15 protein-coding genes are annotated in these 18,583 nt (G+C 50.1%); 11 read left to right on the top strand and 4 right to left on the bottom strand.

The annotated features are described in order from the left end of the window. Positions 1-119: 119 nt before the first annotated feature. Positions 120-1,949 (bottom strand): hypothetical protein, encoded by a 1,830-nt coding sequence (locus B157_RS0126960; protein ID WP_026308988.1) that lies wholly within the window; start codon positions 1,947-1,949, stop codon positions 120-122. Positions 1,950-2,102: 153 nt separating this feature from the next. Here B157_RS0126960 and leuS point away from each other — a divergent pair, with 153 nt between their 5' ends. Further along, positions 2,103-5,048, top strand: coding sequence for a leucine--tRNA ligase (gene leuS, locus B157_RS0126955; protein WP_020606426.1), 2,946 nt, complete (start codon positions 2,103-2,105; stop codon positions 5,046-5,048). A gap of 109 nt (positions 5,049-5,157) precedes the next feature. Here the strand turns inward: leuS and B157_RS0126950 are convergent, their stop codons facing one another. Further along, positions 5,158-6,174: an LLM class flavin-dependent oxidoreductase gene (locus B157_RS0126950; protein WP_020606425.1), complete on the bottom strand. Its 1,017-nt coding sequence runs from the start codon at positions 6,172-6,174 to the stop codon at positions 5,158-5,160. Positions 6,175-6,333: 159 nt separating this feature from the next. Between B157_RS0126950 and B157_RS0126945 the strand changes: the two genes are divergently transcribed. The 3 genes from B157_RS0126945 to B157_RS0126935 all read left to right on the top strand — a co-directional run bounded on the left by B157_RS0126945 (position 6,334) and on the right by B157_RS0126935 (position 9,501). Beyond that, complete coding sequence (locus B157_RS0126945; RefSeq protein ID WP_020606424.1) at positions 6,334-7,212, top strand: glycerophosphodiester phosphodiesterase family protein; 879 nt, start codon at positions 6,334-6,336, stop codon at positions 7,210-7,212. Between the two features lie 8 nt (positions 7,213-7,220). Next, entirely contained in the window at positions 7,221-8,198 is a 978-nt protein-coding gene (locus tag B157_RS0126940) for a hypothetical protein (RefSeq protein ID WP_020606423.1), read from the top strand. 148 nt (positions 8,199-8,346) lie between these two features. Beyond that, positions 8,347-9,501: a DUF819 family protein gene (locus B157_RS0126935; protein ID WP_020606422.1), complete on the top strand. Its 1,155-nt coding sequence runs from the start codon at positions 8,347-8,349 to the stop codon at positions 9,499-9,501. 69 nt (positions 9,502-9,570) lie between these two features. Here the strand turns inward: B157_RS0126935 and B157_RS0126930 are convergent, their stop codons facing one another. Further along, positions 9,571-11,184: a carbon-nitrogen hydrolase family protein gene (locus tag B157_RS0126930; RefSeq protein WP_020606421.1), complete on the bottom strand. Its 1,614-nt coding sequence runs from the start codon at positions 11,182-11,184 to the stop codon at positions 9,571-9,573. 9 nt (positions 11,185-11,193) lie between these two features. Then, complete coding sequence (locus B157_RS0126925; protein WP_020606420.1) at positions 11,194-12,207, bottom strand: threonine aldolase family protein; 1,014 nt, start codon at positions 12,205-12,207, stop codon at positions 11,194-11,196. 254 nt (positions 12,208-12,461) lie between these two features. Between B157_RS0126925 and B157_RS0126920 the strand changes: the two genes are divergently transcribed. The 7 genes from B157_RS0126920 to B157_RS37735 form a co-directional block, all read left to right on the top strand. Next, positions 12,462-13,499 (top strand): OmpA family protein, encoded by a 1,038-nt coding sequence (locus tag B157_RS0126920; protein WP_020606419.1) that lies wholly within the window; start codon positions 12,462-12,464, stop codon positions 13,497-13,499. A 68-nt stretch (positions 13,500-13,567) separates the two neighbouring features. Next, positions 13,568-14,059: a hypothetical protein gene (locus B157_RS0126915; RefSeq protein WP_020606418.1), complete on the top strand. Its 492-nt coding sequence runs from the start codon at positions 13,568-13,570 to the stop codon at positions 14,057-14,059. Between the two features lie 107 nt (positions 14,060-14,166). After that, positions 14,167-14,859 carry a hypothetical protein gene (locus tag B157_RS0126910; RefSeq protein WP_020606417.1) on the top strand — a complete coding sequence of 231 codons (693 nt, stop codon included), beginning with the start codon at positions 14,167-14,169 and terminating at the stop codon, positions 14,857-14,859. A gap of 168 nt (positions 14,860-15,027) precedes the next feature. Next, positions 15,028-15,945 (top strand): AAA family ATPase, encoded by a 918-nt coding sequence (locus B157_RS0126905; protein WP_020606416.1) that lies wholly within the window; start codon positions 15,028-15,030, stop codon positions 15,943-15,945. Positions 15,946-16,061: 116 nt separating this feature from the next. After that, on the top strand, positions 16,062-16,601 hold the full coding sequence (locus tag B157_RS0126900; protein ID WP_020606415.1) for a dihydrofolate reductase family protein: 540 nt from the start codon (positions 16,062-16,064) through the stop codon (positions 16,599-16,601). A 275-nt stretch (positions 16,602-16,876) separates the two neighbouring features. Further along, complete coding sequence (locus B157_RS36055; protein ID WP_020606414.1) at positions 16,877-18,352, top strand: DUF262 domain-containing protein; 1,476 nt, start codon at positions 16,877-16,879, stop codon at positions 18,350-18,352. An 8-nt stretch (positions 18,353-18,360) separates the two neighbouring features. Further along, positions 18,361-18,583 (top strand): transposase family protein (locus B157_RS37735; protein ID WP_020606413.1); only part of this gene is annotated, 223 nt, incomplete at its 3' end.

Genomic DNA, 18,583 nt, shown 5'->3' with positions numbered 1-18,583 from the left:
ACGAAAGCTACGGGTAAAAAAATAAGAATCGTACAACGTCACGCCATGCAGGTCAGGAGTCTGTTTTCAGGTAACTATACGTTAAAAACGAATGGGGCGTTGCGCTCTTATGCAAACGACTACTTTTCTTTACGAAGGGGAATGAACAGGACCGTCCCAGCCGCCGGAAAGGTCGTTTCGGCGATGGGTTGGCCGTAATGCCGGTAAAACTGGATTATCTGTTCGGGTGTTAGTAAACCGGGATACAGGTTGATGCCAGCGAAGTTATTTTTTCGTAGAAACGTATCCAGAAACTGCCAGTCGGCTTCCGTGAAAACGTAGCTGGGGGCCAGTAACCGGGGCCATCCATCGCGAAGAAAGGGTTGAATCTGGTCGGGGTGCAACCGGCCAAAATATTGCCCGACCCCGCTTTTGTCGTAAAATCGTCGGAAGGTGAAAACGGCGTTTTGTTGTTTATAATAGGGGCAAAGCCCTTCCTGCATGCCCACGCCATCGCCCCCAACCGTGCAGAAAGGCCAGTCGAGTACTGCCACCCCCGGTTGTTTCCGAACGACCGCACAATACGCCAGCACACTATCCGATGCCGTACTCACCGGCCCGGTCAACCGGTTGGTATAGCCCACGTACCATTCCAGTACCATCAGGCACAGTAATAAACCACCAATGGTTTTGCCTATCGGTTGGCGGGGCCACCGAACGGATAGGGCGAGCAGTCCCAGTAACGCCGGGTAAATCAGGCTCGCCCGCCCGCCGTGCCGGTTGAAACTAAACCAGGGAAAAATTTTTAGTGTAGGGACAAGAACAGGATGATACAGCAGACATAATAACAACATCAGCACAATGGGCAACCAGATGAGTATCCGTTTGCGGTTTTGCCACCAGCCGATACCCGCCAGCACAACCAGATACAACCCCGGACTTCCCTGACCGAAGCTCTCGAAGGTGTCGTGAAGGAAAGGCTGGTAATCATGGTCAAACGTATGAAAGCCAGGTAGGTACGGAATGAATAGCCGGAGCGGGTGCGACCAGGCCCGTAGTTCCGGTACCACACTAAAGTCGAACGACCAGGCCGTAAACGCAATCTGTATCGTCAGGGGGAGGTACAGGAACAGACTAACTACCAGCATCAATAACCAGAACAAAACTTCTCTTCGCCGATGCGTGAACTGTTCCTGCACGTAGTTGGCGATAGATGTAAACCACTGGCTATGAGCGGGAAACTGCCGGTACAATAGAAACGCCAGAATGGGAGCCGTCAGCGTCGTGAAACTTAGCGCAAACCCGGCTACGTAGGCCAGTTCCTGACTCAATACCTGAACGTGCAGCCACATCCAGAACAGGACGTAGGCAAATGTAATCGACTTCTTCGTTACGGCATCATACAAGAGTCGGTACGTAGCCACGATGCACAGGGTTGTCCAGTGGGCCACGCAGACATTCATGTGGACCGGAAACTTGAACAGGGCGTAAAAATTAAAAACCGAAACGACAAGGCCCAGAACAAGGCTCCGGCCGATACCAAATCGGGATTGCAACAGTAAAAATGTTCCGACCGCTGCCACGACCAGACTATACACGTAATAGTACTGCAAATACGGGCCGGGGCCACCAGACAACCGATAGCAGAGACTGTACCAGTAGTCACGCTCGAAACCCCAGTCCAGGAACACCTGGTTGGTACCGTACGGATAGAACGTTTGCGTGTTGATGAGGTTGAGATGGGGAAAGGGCCATAACGACAGGTTCTTGTAAAAGAAATAGCCTACATACTCAAACTGGTCGGTGTCATTGCCATCTGAGAGGGGGTGACTGAAATCACCGATGACTCGAATACAAAGCCACGCCGTCAGCACACCCAGACCGATTGCCCAAAACCATACAGACCTGCCTCCTGATACAGTATGCCGGTGAATGGGGGAAAACGGAGTAGGCGGGTACACTTGATTCATTCGTGCGTTTGGACAATCATCGACTGGCCGATAGGCAAAAGTCTTTGTAAACGGCTATTTTTGCAACTTACGAACTACAGATAACTAATCTGATTAGCCGAAGGGCTATTTCCAGCATTAATCGAACGGGGTACCTTCCCCATTCTACTACACATGGCCGAATACAATCATACTACCATTGAAAAGTACTGGCAACAGTTCTGGGATGATCATAACACGTTTAAACCGGAAGAAATAACCATTAAACCTAAGTATTACGTACTCGATATGTTTCCCTACCCATCGGGTGCAGGACTGCACGTTGGGCATCCACTGGGCTATATTGCGTCGGATATTGTGTCGCGGTACAAGCGGCTGAAAGGCTATAACGTCCTGCACCCAATGGGATTCGACTCCTTCGGGCTACCCGCCGAGCAGTACGCTATTCAGACGGGGCAGCACCCGGCGGTTACGACCGAAGCGAACCTGACGCGCTACATTGAGCAACTGAAAAACATCGGCTTCAGTTACGACTGGTCGCGGGAGGTGCGTACTTCTGACCCATCGTATTATAAGTGGACGCAGTGGATTTTCATGGAATTGTTCAACTCGTGGTACAACAGGGACACCGACCGGGCCGAACCCATTGAAAGCCTGTTGCATAAATTTGCCACGAATGGCACGACCGACGTAAACGCAGTTTGCGATGAGGACGTTACGGCCTTTACGGCGGCCGAATGGAACGCGATGTCGAAGACGGAATCGTACGCCATCACGCTCAAGTACCGCCTGACTTTCCTGGCCGATGCCGTCGTTAACTGGTGCCCGGCCCTGGGAACGGTACTGGCCAATGACGAAGTAAAAGACGGGGTTTCTGAGCGGGGTGGTTACCCCGTTGAACAGAAACTGATGCGGCAGTGGATGATGCGCATTACCGCCTACGCCGACCGTCTGCTGACGGGTCTGGATACCATCGACTGGACCGAATCCATGAAAGAGCAGCAACGGAACTGGATTGGTAAATCGGTAGGAGCGAGCGTAAGATTTGAAGTAGTGAGGAGTGAGGAGCAAGGAGCGAGGAGCCATCCGGGTTCTGGTGTTCGCGTCAGCCCTCCTCACTCCTCGCTCCTGACTCCTAATGACTATATTGAGGTCTTCACCACGCGCGTCGATACCATTTACGGGGTTACGTTCATGGTGCTGGCCCCTGAGCACGAACTGGCAGCCGCATTGACTACGCCGGAGCAGAAAGAATCGGTGGATGCCTACGTAAATGCCGCTAAACTGCGCTCCGAGCGCGACCGGATGGCCGATACCAAAGCCGTTTCGGGGGTGTTTACAGGTAGCTACTGCCTTAATCCCGTTAATGACGAAAAGGTCCCCATCTTCCTGGCCGACTACGTGCTGGCAGGTTACGGAACGGGTGCCGTAATGGCCGTTCCCTCCGGTGACCAGCGTGACTGGAACTTTGCGAAACACTTTAATTTGCCCATTATCCCGATTCTGGATGCCCAGAAGGATATTGACCAGCAGGCGGACAATACGAAAGAAGGCCGCTACATCAACTCCGGTATTATTGATGGCATGACCTATCAGCAGGCAACTCCGGCACTGATTTCGTGGCTGGAGGATGGAGATCTGGGAAAGGGTAAAATCAACTTCCGGATGCGCGATGCCGTATTCAGCCGTCAACGTTATTGGGGCGAACCCGTTCCCGTGTATTTCAAAGAGGACAGCAACGGTCAGCTGTTACCGTACCTGATTGATGAGAGTGACCTGCCGCTAGAATTACCTGCTGTCGATAAATACCTGCCTACTGAAACCGGCGAGCCACCCCTAGGCCGGGCTGAGAACTGGAAGTATAAACGTGAGAGCGACGGCTCCCGGTACGACTACGAATTAAGCACCATGCCCGGCTGGGCTGGTTCGTCGTGGTACTGGTATCGGTACATGGACCCGCAGAACGATAATGCCTTCGCCAGCAAAGAAGCCATCAGTTACTGGCAGAACGTAGACCTGTATATCGGCGGTACCGAACACGCTACGGGCCACCTGCTCTACAGCCGTTTCTGGAACAAGTTCCTGTACGACCGGGGCTACGTACCGCAGGATGAGCCGTTCAAAAAGCTTATTAATCAGGGCATGATTCAGGGCCGGAGCAATTTTGTTTACCGGTTGAAATCAACGGGAAGTGAGGGAGTTGTCCCCGTTTTTGTTTCTCTTAACCAGCTCAACGGTCAGGAGGTTACGCCATTGCATGTAGACGTCAATATCGTGGAAAATGACGTGCTTGACCTTGACGCGTTCAGGAAACTACGCCCGGATTTAACGGAAAACGGCAGTGGCCGATCAGCTGAGTTTATCACCGAACCGGATGGTCGTTATGTCGTTGGGGTGGAGGTGGAGAAAATGTCGAAGTCGAAGTTTAACGTCGTGAATCCTGACGACATTGTGGAACGCTACGGAGCCGATGTACTTCGCCTGTATGAAATGTTTCTGGGACCACTGGAGCAGGCAAAACCCTGGAATACCAACGGCATCGATGGCGTGTACCGCTTCATCCGTAAGTTCTGGCGGCTGTTCTACAAAGACAGTGCAACTGGTGAGAGCCAATGGATCGTGACTGATGAGCGGTCCGGCGGTCCGGAAGCGACACCGGCTGAATTGAAAGTATTACACAAAGCGATTCAGAAGACCGAAAGCGATATTGATGCCTACTCGTTCAATACGTCGGTTAGCTCTTTCATGATTTGCGTCAATGAACTAAGTACGCTGAATTGCCATAAACGGGCCGTGCTGCAGGATTTAGTCCTGATTCTATCGCCTTACGCCCCCCACATTACAGAAGAACTCTGGGCGGCTCTGGGCAATGAGCCGGGTAGCCTGTCGAAAGCGGAGTTCCCCGTATTCAACCCGGCTTATCTGGTGGAGGACGCGTTTGAGTACCCCATTCAGATCAACGGCAAGGTACGCACCACCATCAGCTTCGCCATCGACCGCGCCCCAACCGACATAGAGCGGGAGGTGCTGGCCGACGAAATCGTGCAGAAATGGCTGGAAGGCAAAACCCCGAAGAAGGTTGTCGTCGTGCCAAAACGCATTGTGAACGTGGTGATTTAATTGTAGCGGTGGCATAAAAAAGGTGGGGTCAGGTTTGAGAACCTGACCCCACCTTTTTTATGCCTTTTTATGCATGGCCGTAGCCATGCATAATTACCATTTGAGAAAACTACACAACAGCTAGTTCTTCCTGCCGGGCTGCCAGTGCTTCCCGTACCTGAGCGGTCAGGGTGAGGGAATGCTTCCGGGCCTGATGGTCGAAGATGGGAGCAGAAATGATCAGTTCATCGGCCTGCGTCTGTTCGATAAAGTTCGCCAGTTTTTGCTTAACGGTTTGCTGTGAACCAACCGCCGAAAAACGAAATACCGATTCAATACCGGCCAGTTCATACGCAGGCCAGCGGTCCGTCAGGTCATCGACGGGTGGTTGCATCTGCCGCGCCTGTCCGCGCCGGATGTACAGAAACTGCTGCTGAACGGAAGTGAACAGTCGCTGAGCTTCCGCGTCGGTATCAGCCGCGATAACGTTAGTAGCTACCATGGCGTACGGTTTTTCCAGTGTAGCGGACGGTTTGAACTTCGTCCGATAAACGTGCAGTGCCCGCATCAGTTCGGCCGGGGCAAAATGGGAAGCAAAGGTGTAAGGCAACCCCAGTATAGCCGCCAGCTGTGCGCCGAAGGTGCTGGAGCCAAGCAGCCAGATGGGAATATTTAAGCCATTGCCCGGTACTGCCTGAACGAATTGATTGGAGTCGTCGGGCTGAAAATACCTCTGCAACTCAATCACATCCTGCGGAAATGTATCGGGTCCGGTGCCATTCCGGCGCAGCGCACGAGCCGTTGCCTGATCGGAACCCGGTGCCCGGCCCAGCCCTAAATCAATGCGGCTGGGGTAGAGGGATTCCAGCGTACCAAACTGTTCGGCAATGACCAGCGGGGAGTGATTCGGCAGCATAATGCCACCGGAGCCGACCCGAATCGTTTTGGTGCCCCCCGCTACGTAACCGATAACGACCGACGTAGCCGCACTGGCCACACCCGGCATGTTGTGGTGCTCGGCCAGCCAGTAGCGGTTATAGCCCAGCTGTTCAGCGTGTTGCGCCAGATTGAGTGTATTATGAAACGCCTGTGCGGCCGTGTTGCCCGCGATAATCGGCGATAAATCCAGAATTGAAAAGGGAATCATGAGACGTTGTATTCGTTGTTGCCTTATTTTTGATTCGTCCTGGCCAAAAGGGCCAGGGCGGGAAAGATCTCTTCATTAACAAATTGATTTGTTGGAACGGTTCCTGATGACCATTCGCACCCTGATTGGTCAGCGTCAACCGTCAGATACCCAGATTGTATGACTTACAGGCAAGTACTAATTCTTGGTCTTGGCTTCGGCCTGATGACCTGTTCTCCCAAAACCACTACCAATCGGTCGACGGGAAAAGCAACTGACTTTTTCTCCTACCAACCAAATCGGCTACCGCTCATATCGGTGCATCGGGGTGGGGGAGATTTGACGGGTTATCCCGAAAACTGCATCGAGTCGTTCGCCTACGTAGCGAAACAGGTTGGTACCCCAACGCATCCCGTTATCATCGAATGCGACATCGACCTGACGAAAGACAGCGTGATGGTGATGATGCACGACGCCACCCTCGACCGAACCACTACCGGCACGGGTAAACTCATCGACAAAACCTACGCCGAAACCCAACAGTACCGGCTGGAAGATAACCAGGGGAATGTAACGGCTTACAAAATACCGACGCTGGAAGAAGTGCTACGCTGGGGCGAGGGCAAAGCTACATTTACCCTCGATGTGAAGCGCAACGTATCCTTCGCGAAAGTGGTGAACATGGTTCGAAAAACTGGTGCTGGGGCGTATGCGGCCGTGATTACCTACAACGCCAAGGATGCCGCCCTGGTCCACCAACTCGACCCGAATCTGATGATTTCCGTTACGATTCGGAACCAGGCCGAATACGACCGCCTGCACGAGCTGGGCATTCCCGACAACCGGATGGTCGCCTTCGTGGGTGTCACCGAACCACCAAAGGAGTTATATCAGTTTCTGCATCAGAAAGGCATCGCCTGCATTCTGGGAACCCTCGGTAACCTGGACAAACAGGCCGCAGCCAAAGGCGATCAGGTATACGGGAAGTTCGTTGAAAACGGGGCAGATGTTATGAGTACCGACCGGCCTCTGGAAATGGCGAAGGTTATCTACAAATGAGGCAAACTATGGTGCGGCATTATTGGTGGCTACCTGTACTGACAGTTTTGGTTATTGGCTACTCAGGCTGCCAAAACGATGCATTCCTCGATTCGTCCATCCCGCGTGTGGTTACACCCCCGGAGCAGATTGCCACTGTTCGTACCAAATGGTACAACGGGAAGTTGCAACAGACTACCTTTCTGGACAAACAGGATAGAGTACTGGAAGACTTTCTGTTCGGACGCACAAATGAGAAAATATGGAATGTATATGCTGGCAAGAAAAAAGTTTCCAGCACGCATTATTACCACAATGACAGTTCGACGCCGGGCTACATCAATATAATCAGACGCCGGTTCGAATACAATGTACAGGAACGAGTGGTACGCGTGTTGAAAGAGGATGCAGACATGGGTAAATCAGGCAGTGAGAATACCCCCAAATCGTCAGTATATACTTATAGATACATTGGAAAGAACGATACGCTGGTTAGCCACTTGCCCACTCCCGAACCAAATCGTTCAACCGTGATAGACAGCATTCGGTGGGAGCGTAATCAGCAGGGCCAGCTTATCCGTCATTACCGATTGTATGTGATGAAGATGCCCCAAAATTCGCGGCTGGATACGATTCGTTATTTTTCTCATCGGTTTGCGTACGATCATCTGGGCAGGCGTACCCTGGCCTGGTACGACCTGATGTATTTGGGATGGTTCTATATAGCCAACGGGCCAGATACAATACGGTATGAATACGGTCGGGGGAACCGTCCTGTACGGGAAATACACCGCTATACCACCGATATTCGAAACAAGCGGGAGATCGATACAATCTCTCTGGACAGGGTTTGGCGTAGGAGCTTGAGAGACTACAGGCAACGCTTTCTCGATACGAGCCGTGGTTTTTACAACGGTAACAGAACCGACACGGTCGAGTACCGGTACGAACCGTTTGAGGCTGGAAAGCATCTTCCGTTGCACGTTTCGCAGGACATTGGGTACTAGATAACTTACCCAAACCAATTATTATCGTTAAAAAACTTCTGGCACGGCTGTTTTGAGGTAGTAACTACACGAATAACCACTAATAATGGTGGTTATTCGTGTAGTTAGCCGAATAAGTCATATTTTACCGGCTTAACTACTTCATCTCGTGACCGACGCCATTTTTATTCTGTTTGTTCTTTGCCTGAATGTCATTATCTGCGAATGGCTCATCAAAAAGCCTGGTTTTAGCCACATTGGCACGGCCCTGTTAGTGATCATTCTAACCGCTATTGAAGCCAATTTCGGCCTCATCCCCACCACCGAAACCCCCGTTTATGATAGTATATTCAGCTATATAGCCCCGTTCTCGCTGTTTCTATTGCTGCTGAACGTGAACCTGAAAGACCTGCGAAGGGCGGGTTTGCCCATGCTGAGCATGTTTCTGGTGGGGTCTGCCGGTACGGTTATTGGCGTACTGGTGAGTGTGTGGGTCTTTGCGGCTCCGCAAACCCTAGGAAAGCTGTTTTATGCCCTGGCGGGCATGTTTACGGGGACGTATATTGGGGGTAGTATCAATTACCACGCGGTAGCCCTGCATTATGGCGTATCGAAAGCAGGAAATCTGTTCGTGGCCGCTACCGCTGCGGACAATATCATGTCGGCGTTATGGATGGTGGTTACACTGATTCTGCCCCCCTTTTTGCAAAAACGCTTCCCGCACAAACAAACTGTACCACAGCCATCCGTTGTCAGCACTGTAGACCCGGCGGCATCCGAAGCCGATCCGTTTACGGATGCGGAAACCATTGGTCCCGGCGATCTGGCCATTCTGCTTGCCCTGGGATTTGGGTCTATATTTCTTTCGAAACAGATTACGTCTCTGGTGCCTTCCCTCCCGTTCGTGATCGTGCTAACCACATTTGCCCTGGTGCTGGCCCAGTTCCGGATCGTCAATAAACTGCGGGGTATTAGGGTGCTGGGCCTGTTCGGGATTTATATTTTCCTGGCCGTGATTGGTGCCTACTGCGATATTGGTGCGCTGCTGCACGACGGTCGGCTGGCCGTTGTCCTGTTCGGGATGATTTTACTGCTGGTGACTGTTCACGCCCTTATCCTGTTCGGTGCGGGCGTGTTGTTTAAGCAGGAGTGGGATATCGTCAATATAGCCTCCCAGGCTAACGTAGGTGGCGCTACGTCGGCATTGGCCTTAGCACGCAGCCTGAACCGCCCCGATTTACAGTTGCCTGCCGTGCTGGTCGGTTCGCTTGGTAATGCCCTTGGTACGTATCTGGGTATTCTGGTTGCGGAGGTGTTACGGTAAAAAAAAGCCGCAAGCTGATCATTGAGTCAACTTACGGCTAAAAAGACTAAAGGGCCTTATAACGGCTGGTTATTCTGCCACTACAATCAACGGGGCCACTACTTCCGGGTCATTGTCGGGTGAGGCTTTCTTCGGTCGGTCGGCGCTCTGCTTCAGGGCTTTGCGGGCCGGTTTTTTTAGTTCCACGTCATAGAGGTCTGTCCGGCGGTCTTTCAGCACCTGTACGGAACCCTGCTCGTGGAGTTCCTTGAGCAGACTCAGGTCTACGTCGGCAATGAGCACCATTTCGGTGTTAGGCGTGGCTTCGGCTTTTACGGCATTGGTCGGAAACTGAAAGTCTGAGGGGGTAAATACCGCCGACTGCGCGAAGTTGATATCCATGTTGTGTACTTTAGGCAGATTGCCCACGCAGCCCGCAATGGCCACGTAGCATTCGTTTTCGATGGCCCGTGCCTGCGCGCAGTGCCGTACCCGGCTGTATCCGTTCTGGGTATCGGTCAGGAAGGGAACAAACAGAATTTGTATACCCTGCTGCGCCAGTATGCGGCCAAGTTCGGGGAATTCAACATCGTAGCAGATTACCATGCCAATTTTACCGCAGTCGGTATCGAACGCCCGGATTTCGTTGCCGCCTACCATGCCGTAGTGCCGCACTTCATTGGGCGTGATGTGAATTTTACGGTACTCTTCCCAGGACCCGTCCCGGCGACACAAGTAAGCAACATTGTAGAGTTTGCCGTCATCGTCTACCAGCGGCATACTGCCACCCACAATGTTGACATTATACGCAATGGCCAGCTGACAGAGTTTTTCGCGGGTGGGTACGGTGAAATCGGCCAGTTTTCGAATGGCAACGGGCTCGGGCAGGTCGTTGAAGTCGGCCATCAGGGGCGTGTTGAAAAACTCCGGCAACACCATGAAGTCGGCCCGGTAGTCGCTCACGGCATTGACGAAAAACTCGACCTGATCAAAGAAGGCCTCCAGGTTTTTGAAAAAACGCATTTGCCACTGAATCACGCCCAGCCGGATGATGGAGTCGGTGTGTGGCTTCTTGTCTTTCTCGTCAACGTAATAAATGTTGTTCCATTCCAGCAGGGTAGCGTATTCCTTCGACTCCGTATCGCCCGGCAGGTAGCCACGCAGTACCTTGCGGACGTGGAAGTCATTGGAAAGCTGGAACGTAAGGGTAGAGTCGTAAATCTCTTTTTGCTTTACCTTGGCGATGTACTCACGGGGCGACAATTCATCTGAGTGTTTGTTGTAGTTCGGGATGCGGCCACCAGCAAGAATTCCCTTGATGTTCAACTGCTCGCAGAGTTCTTTGCGGGCATCGTAGAGCCGCCTGCCCAACCGTAAATCGCGGAAGTCGGGATGGACGAATACTTCGATACCGTAGAGGTAATCGCCTTCATCGGTGTGGGTTTTAAAGGTGTACCCACCCGTAATCTGGGCGTAGGTATGGCTGTCGCCGAAGTCCGCGTAGTTGACCCGAATGGCCAGCGCAATGGCCACCACTTTGCCGTCTACCTCCACGCAGAATTGCCCCTCGGGAAAGATATTGAGCAGTTTATTGATGGAACCCTTGGTCCAGTAGTCGCCCCCAATACTGCTGTATACTTCAATCATGGCCTCTTTCAGGTCATGATAATCGGTTTTTTCTAATGTTCTGGTTTGTATATGCATAAAAAAATCTTACTTCAGACGAGCTTCCATTTCTGTTAACTGCTCGTCGGTAAAGTCCAGGTGGGTCACAAAACGGACCTGATGTTTGCCAAACGCGATGCCGCGAATACCGTTTGTTTCCAACTGTTGAACGTAATCTGCTGCCAGGATGGTTTCGGGAAGCCGGAAAATGACAATATTCGTGTCGATAGGCAGAATTTCCTCTACGGCAGGAAGTCGTTCCAGCATGGCACCAATCCGGCGGGCGCGAACGTGGTCCTGCTTTAATCGGTCAACCTGATGATCGAGGGCGTAGATACCTGCTGCGGCCAGAAAACCGGCCTGTCGCCAGCCCCCCCCCATTAGTTTCCGGTACCGCCGGGCCTGACGAATGAAGTCGGCTTTGCCCAGCAACAGTGACCCCACCGGACACCCAAGCCCTTTGGAGAGGCAGATGCTGATGGAATCGAACAACTGGCCGTAGGCCGTTGTCGGTTCACCGGTTTCGACCAGGGCGTTGAACAGCCGGGCACCATCCAGGTGGAGTTGCAACCCCTGCTCATCACACAGTTTTCGGATGGCAGCAATTTCAGGGATCGTATAAAAGCACCCCCCCCCTTTGTTAACGGTATTTTCCAGCACAACCAGACGCGAAAGGGGCTTGTGCGAATCGGCAGGGCTATAAATATAATCGCGGACAAGGGCGGGGGTGAGTTTACCCCGTTCGCCGTGAGCCAGGCTGACGGATGCCAGTGCATTGACCGAAATTCCTCCACCTTCGTACTGATACACGTGCGAGAGGTAATCACAAATTACATCATCGCCGGGGCGGGTATGGATGCGAATCGCCAGTTGATTGGTCATGGTCCCTGACGCGCAGAACAGGGCGGCTTCCATACCGAACATAGCTGCGGCTTTCGCTTCGAGGGCATTCACGGTGGGGTCGTCGCCCAGCACATCATCGCCAAGGGGGGCGGTAAACATGGCCTCGCGCATGGCGGGAGTAGGCTGGGTAATGGTATCACTTCGTAAGTCGATGAGCATTGTTAACGGGAATCAGTTTTTATAAAAAAGGCAAGTTAACGCCAACTAATTTCCGGTGAGCTATCCAGACCGGTTTTTACAATACTGAAAAATTTACTTCCTTAACGCTAAATACCGGAAACGGGGTTGCATCTATTCACAAGCAGTGATAATCTTGCATTTATATAAGTTACTGCTATTTTTGAGCGACCTTTTGTCGTATGACCGTCTCCCGTATACGTACCATCATGTCTTCGTAAAAATTAACCGCTCGTATGCTAACAAATAAAGCTCCCTGGATTATCCTGCTCCTATTCTGGATGATCGGCTCAACCTGGTGGCATGTCTGCAAAATCAAGCAGCTTTGTATCGACAGTGGGCCAGCCACCCGGGTGGAACCGCCTACGGAGGGAAAGGACGTGTACACCACCCCGCCCGGTGCCGATGGGTTTACCATTGCCGATGGCAACTACTTCCGGATGTCATTTCCCCGCAATTTCAGCTTCGCCAAATCGGGAGCTAATGCCAACATGAATGCGCTGGGCGGGCCAATCGATCCGCTGATTACGTACCTGAAAGCCAATCGGGACAGAACGCTGGCGATAACCGGGTACTATACCTCCGCAGAAACCAATGCAACGTCGTTCCCAAACCTGGGTCTGGCCCGGGCAGAAGGCATGAAGCAGTACCTGGTGCAGCAGGGCATTCCGGCTGCCTCCCTAACCACCAAAGGAACCCAACGGAACCTGCCGGTTACGGCTAAAGGAGACTCTCTGGTGGGTGGGCTGGACTTTGCCTTTGCAGGAACCGAACCGGCAGCCGAAGAATCCGTTGAAACGGACCTTACCATTAGCAAACCGGCCGAAACCAGCACCATTAGCAAACCGGCTGAAACCAGCACCGCAGCGTTAATCACCCTAACGGAGCCGGTCACGGAAAAGCAACTGGCGGAGGCCCAGAAATTTACGTCGATTTTCAAGCCGATGGACCTGTATTTCCAGCTGGGTGAAGCTACCTTCATCAAAACGGATGAAACAAAGAAATTCTTCGACGAAGCGGCTAAGGTGCTGAACGCCAACCCCGGTAAAAAACTCCTCCTGACCGGCTATACCGATAATAAAGGGCCCGAAGAAATGAACCTACAACTATCCCGCGACCGCGCCAATGATGTGAAAGCAAGAATCCGTAAATCGGGCGTCAAAGCGGAACAGATAGAGGTAAAGGCAAAAGGAGAAGCGGACCCTAAAGCCGACAACAGTACACTGTCGGGGCGGAAAGCCAACCGGCGGGTTACGGCCGTCGTTCTGGAGTAAGGCCAGATGGAAAAGTTATTCGGTATAAACCAACGCCAGGAGCGTCCAATCTGTAAATTTCACCAATCATGTTTGATCTGAATCCCCTTAACCTGCCGGATGCCCAATTGCAGCAATGGATTATGATGATTGTGGCGGGTATGCTGGGTTTTTTTATTGGCTACGCTTCCCACAAAAAAAATATCGTCCGGCTGGAAGGTAGTCTGGTTATCACAAAACGTGACCTTGACGAGTGCCATCGCAGCAAAATACCGGTGTTTGATGGTAATGATGAAGAAACGACCGTATTGAACCGCATTCGTAGCCGGTCGAATGAAATTAATTTCACCCGTCTTGGCAGGGCCTCTGCTGCCGATGCCGACGATCTGAAAGAAATTATGGGCATCGGGCCGTTTCTGGAAAAGAAGCTACACGTTATCGGTATTTATACCTTTCGGCAAATTGCCAACTTCACGAAGGAAGATATCGATACGATCAATGATATCATCGAGTTTTTCCCCGGCCGTATCGAGCGGGATAACTGGGTCAGACAGGCGGCCGATTTGACAAAAGAGAAGTGACCATGCGGTCCACTATCTGCTCGTTAGACAGCTGACATAGACATCACCTTTATATCCGAACCGTTCCGATGGTTTGGGAGTAGTGCAACCCTTAATAAAAGTCCGTCATGTTTGGAGTAGAACCCCGTTTGCAGGCAATCATCGAAATTCTTTTATTACTAATGCTGGCCGCCGGTATCGGCTGGATTCTGGGGCGTCTGGCATTATCGGGTCAACTCCGGTCACTCCGCTCGGCCGTAGCCGATAAAGAAGCCGAACTGGAAGCGTGTCGGTCGGGAGAGGAGCCCGAACAGAAAACGGAAAGAATGCCCGAGCCCATAGAACGGGAAATACCGGAACCGGCGGCTTTTGTTCATGCAGACCCACTACTACCGGCCTTTTCGCACGATGACACGCCCGAACCCATTGCGGTACCGCCAGCCACAACCAGTAATATACCTGACACAGCGTATACAGAACCCGCTGCCCCCGTCGATTCAAAGGCATTGGCGGGTAATTCGGAGGCTGCCGTGCTTAACCGGATTGCTTCCCGCGCCAGTGAAGTCAACTTCGACCGGATTGGCCGGGCAACGGCTTCCGAAGCCGATGATTTGAAAGATATTGTTGGTATCGGGCCTTTCCTGGAACGTAAACTCCATAGCCTGGGTATCTATACGTTTCGGCAGGTAGCCAATTTTACCAAAGAAGATATTACCAAAGTAAATGAACTGATTGAATTCTTCCCGGGCCGCATCGACCGGGACAACTGGGTTGATCAGGCGAAGGGGTTTTACGACAAAAAATACGGCGACAAGCCGTAAGTGCTTCCAGTAGTGTAGCCCGTTTTGCCTGCGAAATGGTGCGTACGGTGCTATGCCTGCTTCCAGTTTGTGATCCATGTAATTGCCGAAATATACAACTCACTGGCTTCCTGCCCGGGTTACCGTTGGCGCTTCGGCCCGGTGCCGATGTAGTTCCAACTCCTTCTTATGCTCAACCATACCCGCGAAACCATTCAGGAACTCCTCGCTCAGCAGGGATATATTACCGACCCGCAAATCGTGATGTCGGTCTTTTTGTCGATTCAACTGCAGAAGCCGCTGCTCATCGAAGGACCGGCCGGGGTGGGCAAAACGGAAATCGCCAAAGTGATGGCCCGCGCCCTGAACACCGACCTGATTCGACTACAGTGTTACGAAGGACTGGATGCCAGCCACGCGTTGTACGAATGGAACTACCAACGGCAGCTCCTGCACCTGAAACTACTAGAGGTAACGGGCCGGCAGGCGAACGAAAACGGCTCGCTGGCCGAGCAGGAAAAGGATTTATTTTCTGATACCTTCCTGCTAAAACGGCCGCTGTTGCAGGCAATTACGCACCACAAAGCACCGGTATTGCTGATTGACGAAGTGGACCGGGCCGACGAAGAGTTTGAAAGTTTCCTGCTCGAAGTACTGTCCGACTGGCAGATTACCATTCCCGAAATTGGCACCATCCGCGCCACCCACATCCCGCACGTAGTGGTGACGGGTAACCGCGTCCGCGAACTCTCCGAAGCTCTCCGCCGACGGTGCCTGTACGTGTACATCGACTACCCCGACTACGACAAAGAGTTGCGCATTGTGCGGGAGAAAGTACCCGGCATCGATACCGCCCTGGCCGAACAGATTTGCGCCTTCATGCGGGAACTACGGCAGTTGCGGCTGGAAAAAACGCCCGGTATCGCCGAAACCCTCGACTGGGCACTGGCCCTGTCGTCCCTGCATTTCACGCATCTGGACAAATCGCTCATCGAAGAAACCCTGGGTGTGGTGCTGAAAGACTGGAAAGACATCCGCCAGACGCAGCTGTCGCTGAGTGAGCTGTACGAGCGGGCGGGGATCGTCTCGAAGTTTGATAATTTGTGAGAGGTGCGGCAACCGTACCGTCAATGGCTGTACCGCACACCGAAAAATTCGTGCTACGGCGCATTAGCCTTCAGGCCACTATAGCATAATTATGACAGGCAATTAACCGCCAAAAAATGACAGCAGAACGTAAAGTGATTTTATACATCGCAACGAGTGTAGACGGGTACATTGCAAAGCCAGATGACGACCTTAGTTTTTTGTCAATCGTTGAGCAGGAGGGTGAAGATTACGGTTATGCCGACTTCGTAGAATCGGTGGATACGGTAATACTTGGCCGGAAAACGTACGATTGGGTAATGACCCATGTTCCGGAGTTTCCGCACGCTGACAAAAACGCATACATCATAACGAGGACCGCCAGACCAAGTGCAGGTAAGACAACTTTTTACACGGGTTCACTCAAAGACCTTGTTTCGAGGCTTAAGAACGAACAAGGGAAAAATATCTTCGTGGATGGTGGAGCCGAAATCGTCAATGAACTTTTAAACGATACCTTACTTGACGAACTCATTATTTCCATTATTCCGATTTTAGTGGGTAGTGGTACAAGACTATTCAAAGACGGTCGGCCGGAACAGGTTCTGGAACTCGTCTCAACCAAACAATTCGACAAAGGACTAACGCAGCTCCACTACAAGCGTGCCGACAAGTAGGCCAAAACCCGGGAGTCGAGGATTGAAAAATGCATGCCACGAATCCTTGACGGAAAGGGGTTGAATGATTGATAAAGAATCTACTATACTTTTAAAGTAGTGCTGAAAAATTGAAAAAATACTCATCAAATACAACTGTTTTCAGTGAGTTATAGGAGCGGGCGGGTGTAGTCCGAAAGTTTGCCGTGTTGATAGGTGGAAGTAAGAAATACGTTTAGTAACAAGAGTGTGATTAATTAAAACAAGACTGATAAAGACCAGAGGTAACGAAGAGTATGAAAGCAAACGAAACTAAAGTAGATAAATTCCTAGCGACAAATGAGACAATATTTGCTATTCCTGTCTATCAAAGAAACTATGACTGGACACTTTTTCAATGTAAGCAACTTTTACACGATATAATTGAAACGGGCAAAAACGATAAAACAAACGCTCACTTTATTGGAAGCATAGTTTACGTTCACGATGACGTATATACTGCATCAGGACTTACAGAGTTGACTATTATTGATGGGCAACAAAGACTTACTACAATTACTTTGATCTACATTGCTCTCTATAGACTTGCTAAGGAAATTGATAATCAAATGCTGGTAAATAGAATTCATAAAACATACTTGATCAATGAGTTTGCACCTGAATCAGAGAAGTTAAAATTAAAACCTACGGAAAACAATAAAGATGCTTTAAAGTATATATTGAGTGCATCAGATGGAGATAAATTTAAAGGCTATTCGAAAATAATTGAGAATTTTGACTATTTCAAATCGGTAATTAAAGTAGATAACATTGAATTAATTCAAAAAGGGCTTTCTAAACTAATTTTTGTTGATATCGCTTTAGACCGACAAAAAGATAATCCACAAAGAATTTTTGAAAGTCTTAATTCGACCGGTCTTGAATTATCACAAGCAGACTTAATTAGAAATTATATTTTGATGGATCTTTCTAGAATAAATCAAGATAGAATTTACAAAAATTATTGGGAAGTTATTGAAAGAAATGCAAAAGATGAGACATTAAATAAGACTCGAATTTCTGAGTTTATTAGAGATTATCTTACTCTGAAAAATAAAGAAATTCCAAATAAAGGGGATGTTTATGCGAAATTTAAGGAGAAGTATCCAACGTCGACAATAGATGAATTGGAAATTGTTTTGTCGGAATTGAAATCATTGGTTAAGTATTATAACAAGCTTACGAATCCGAAGAACGAAGCTGATAGGGAGATAAAAATTCAGCTCGAGTATATTAACAGACTTGAAATTAATGTTGCCTTTCCTTTTTTGATGAAAGTTTATGAAGACTATTCAAACAGTATTATTGAGAAAAATACTTTCATTTCAATCCTATCACTTGTTCAATCTTTTACATTTAGACGTTTTGTTCTAGGTTTGCCAACCAACGCATTGAACAAAATATTTATGAATTTATATGACAAGGTTGAGTTTGATAATTATTTATTTTCTATACAAAAATCTTTATTGCAAAGATCGGGAGTTCAGAAATTTCCAAGAGATAATGAAACCATTAGTGCATTGAAAGAGAAAGATGTATACAATATCAAACCTAAGAATAGAACATATCTATTTGAACGTATTGAGAATTACAAGAATAACGAACATGTAATTATTGAAGGTAATTCAGATATAACTATTGAACACATTTTTCCTCAAAATCCAGACGCTAGGTGGAAAATCGAATTGGGTAATGATAATTATAATTGGTACTCTGACAATTCTTGTGGTTAACTTGGTCTATGCAGGAAACCGACTTCTACCAACAGCTTTTAGCCTTGCCTGATTTGCAGGTGCAGCGGGTCGAATATACACCGACTCGAATTACACTATTTTGCCAACTCCAAACCAACAGCCAGGCCTGCCCTTCCTGTCTCAAGCAAACCACCCAACTCAATCAGTACTTAACCAGGCAAGTGCGCGATCTAGATATGTCGGGCCGCCAAGTCTGGTTGCACATACGTA

The sequence above is a fragment of the Spirosoma spitsbergense DSM 19989 genome (genome assembly GCF_000374085.1).
GTDB lineage: Bacteria > Bacteroidota > Bacteroidia > Cytophagales > Spirosomataceae > Spirosoma > Spirosoma spitsbergense.
This window is presented reverse-complemented; position numbering and strand designations above follow the sequence as displayed.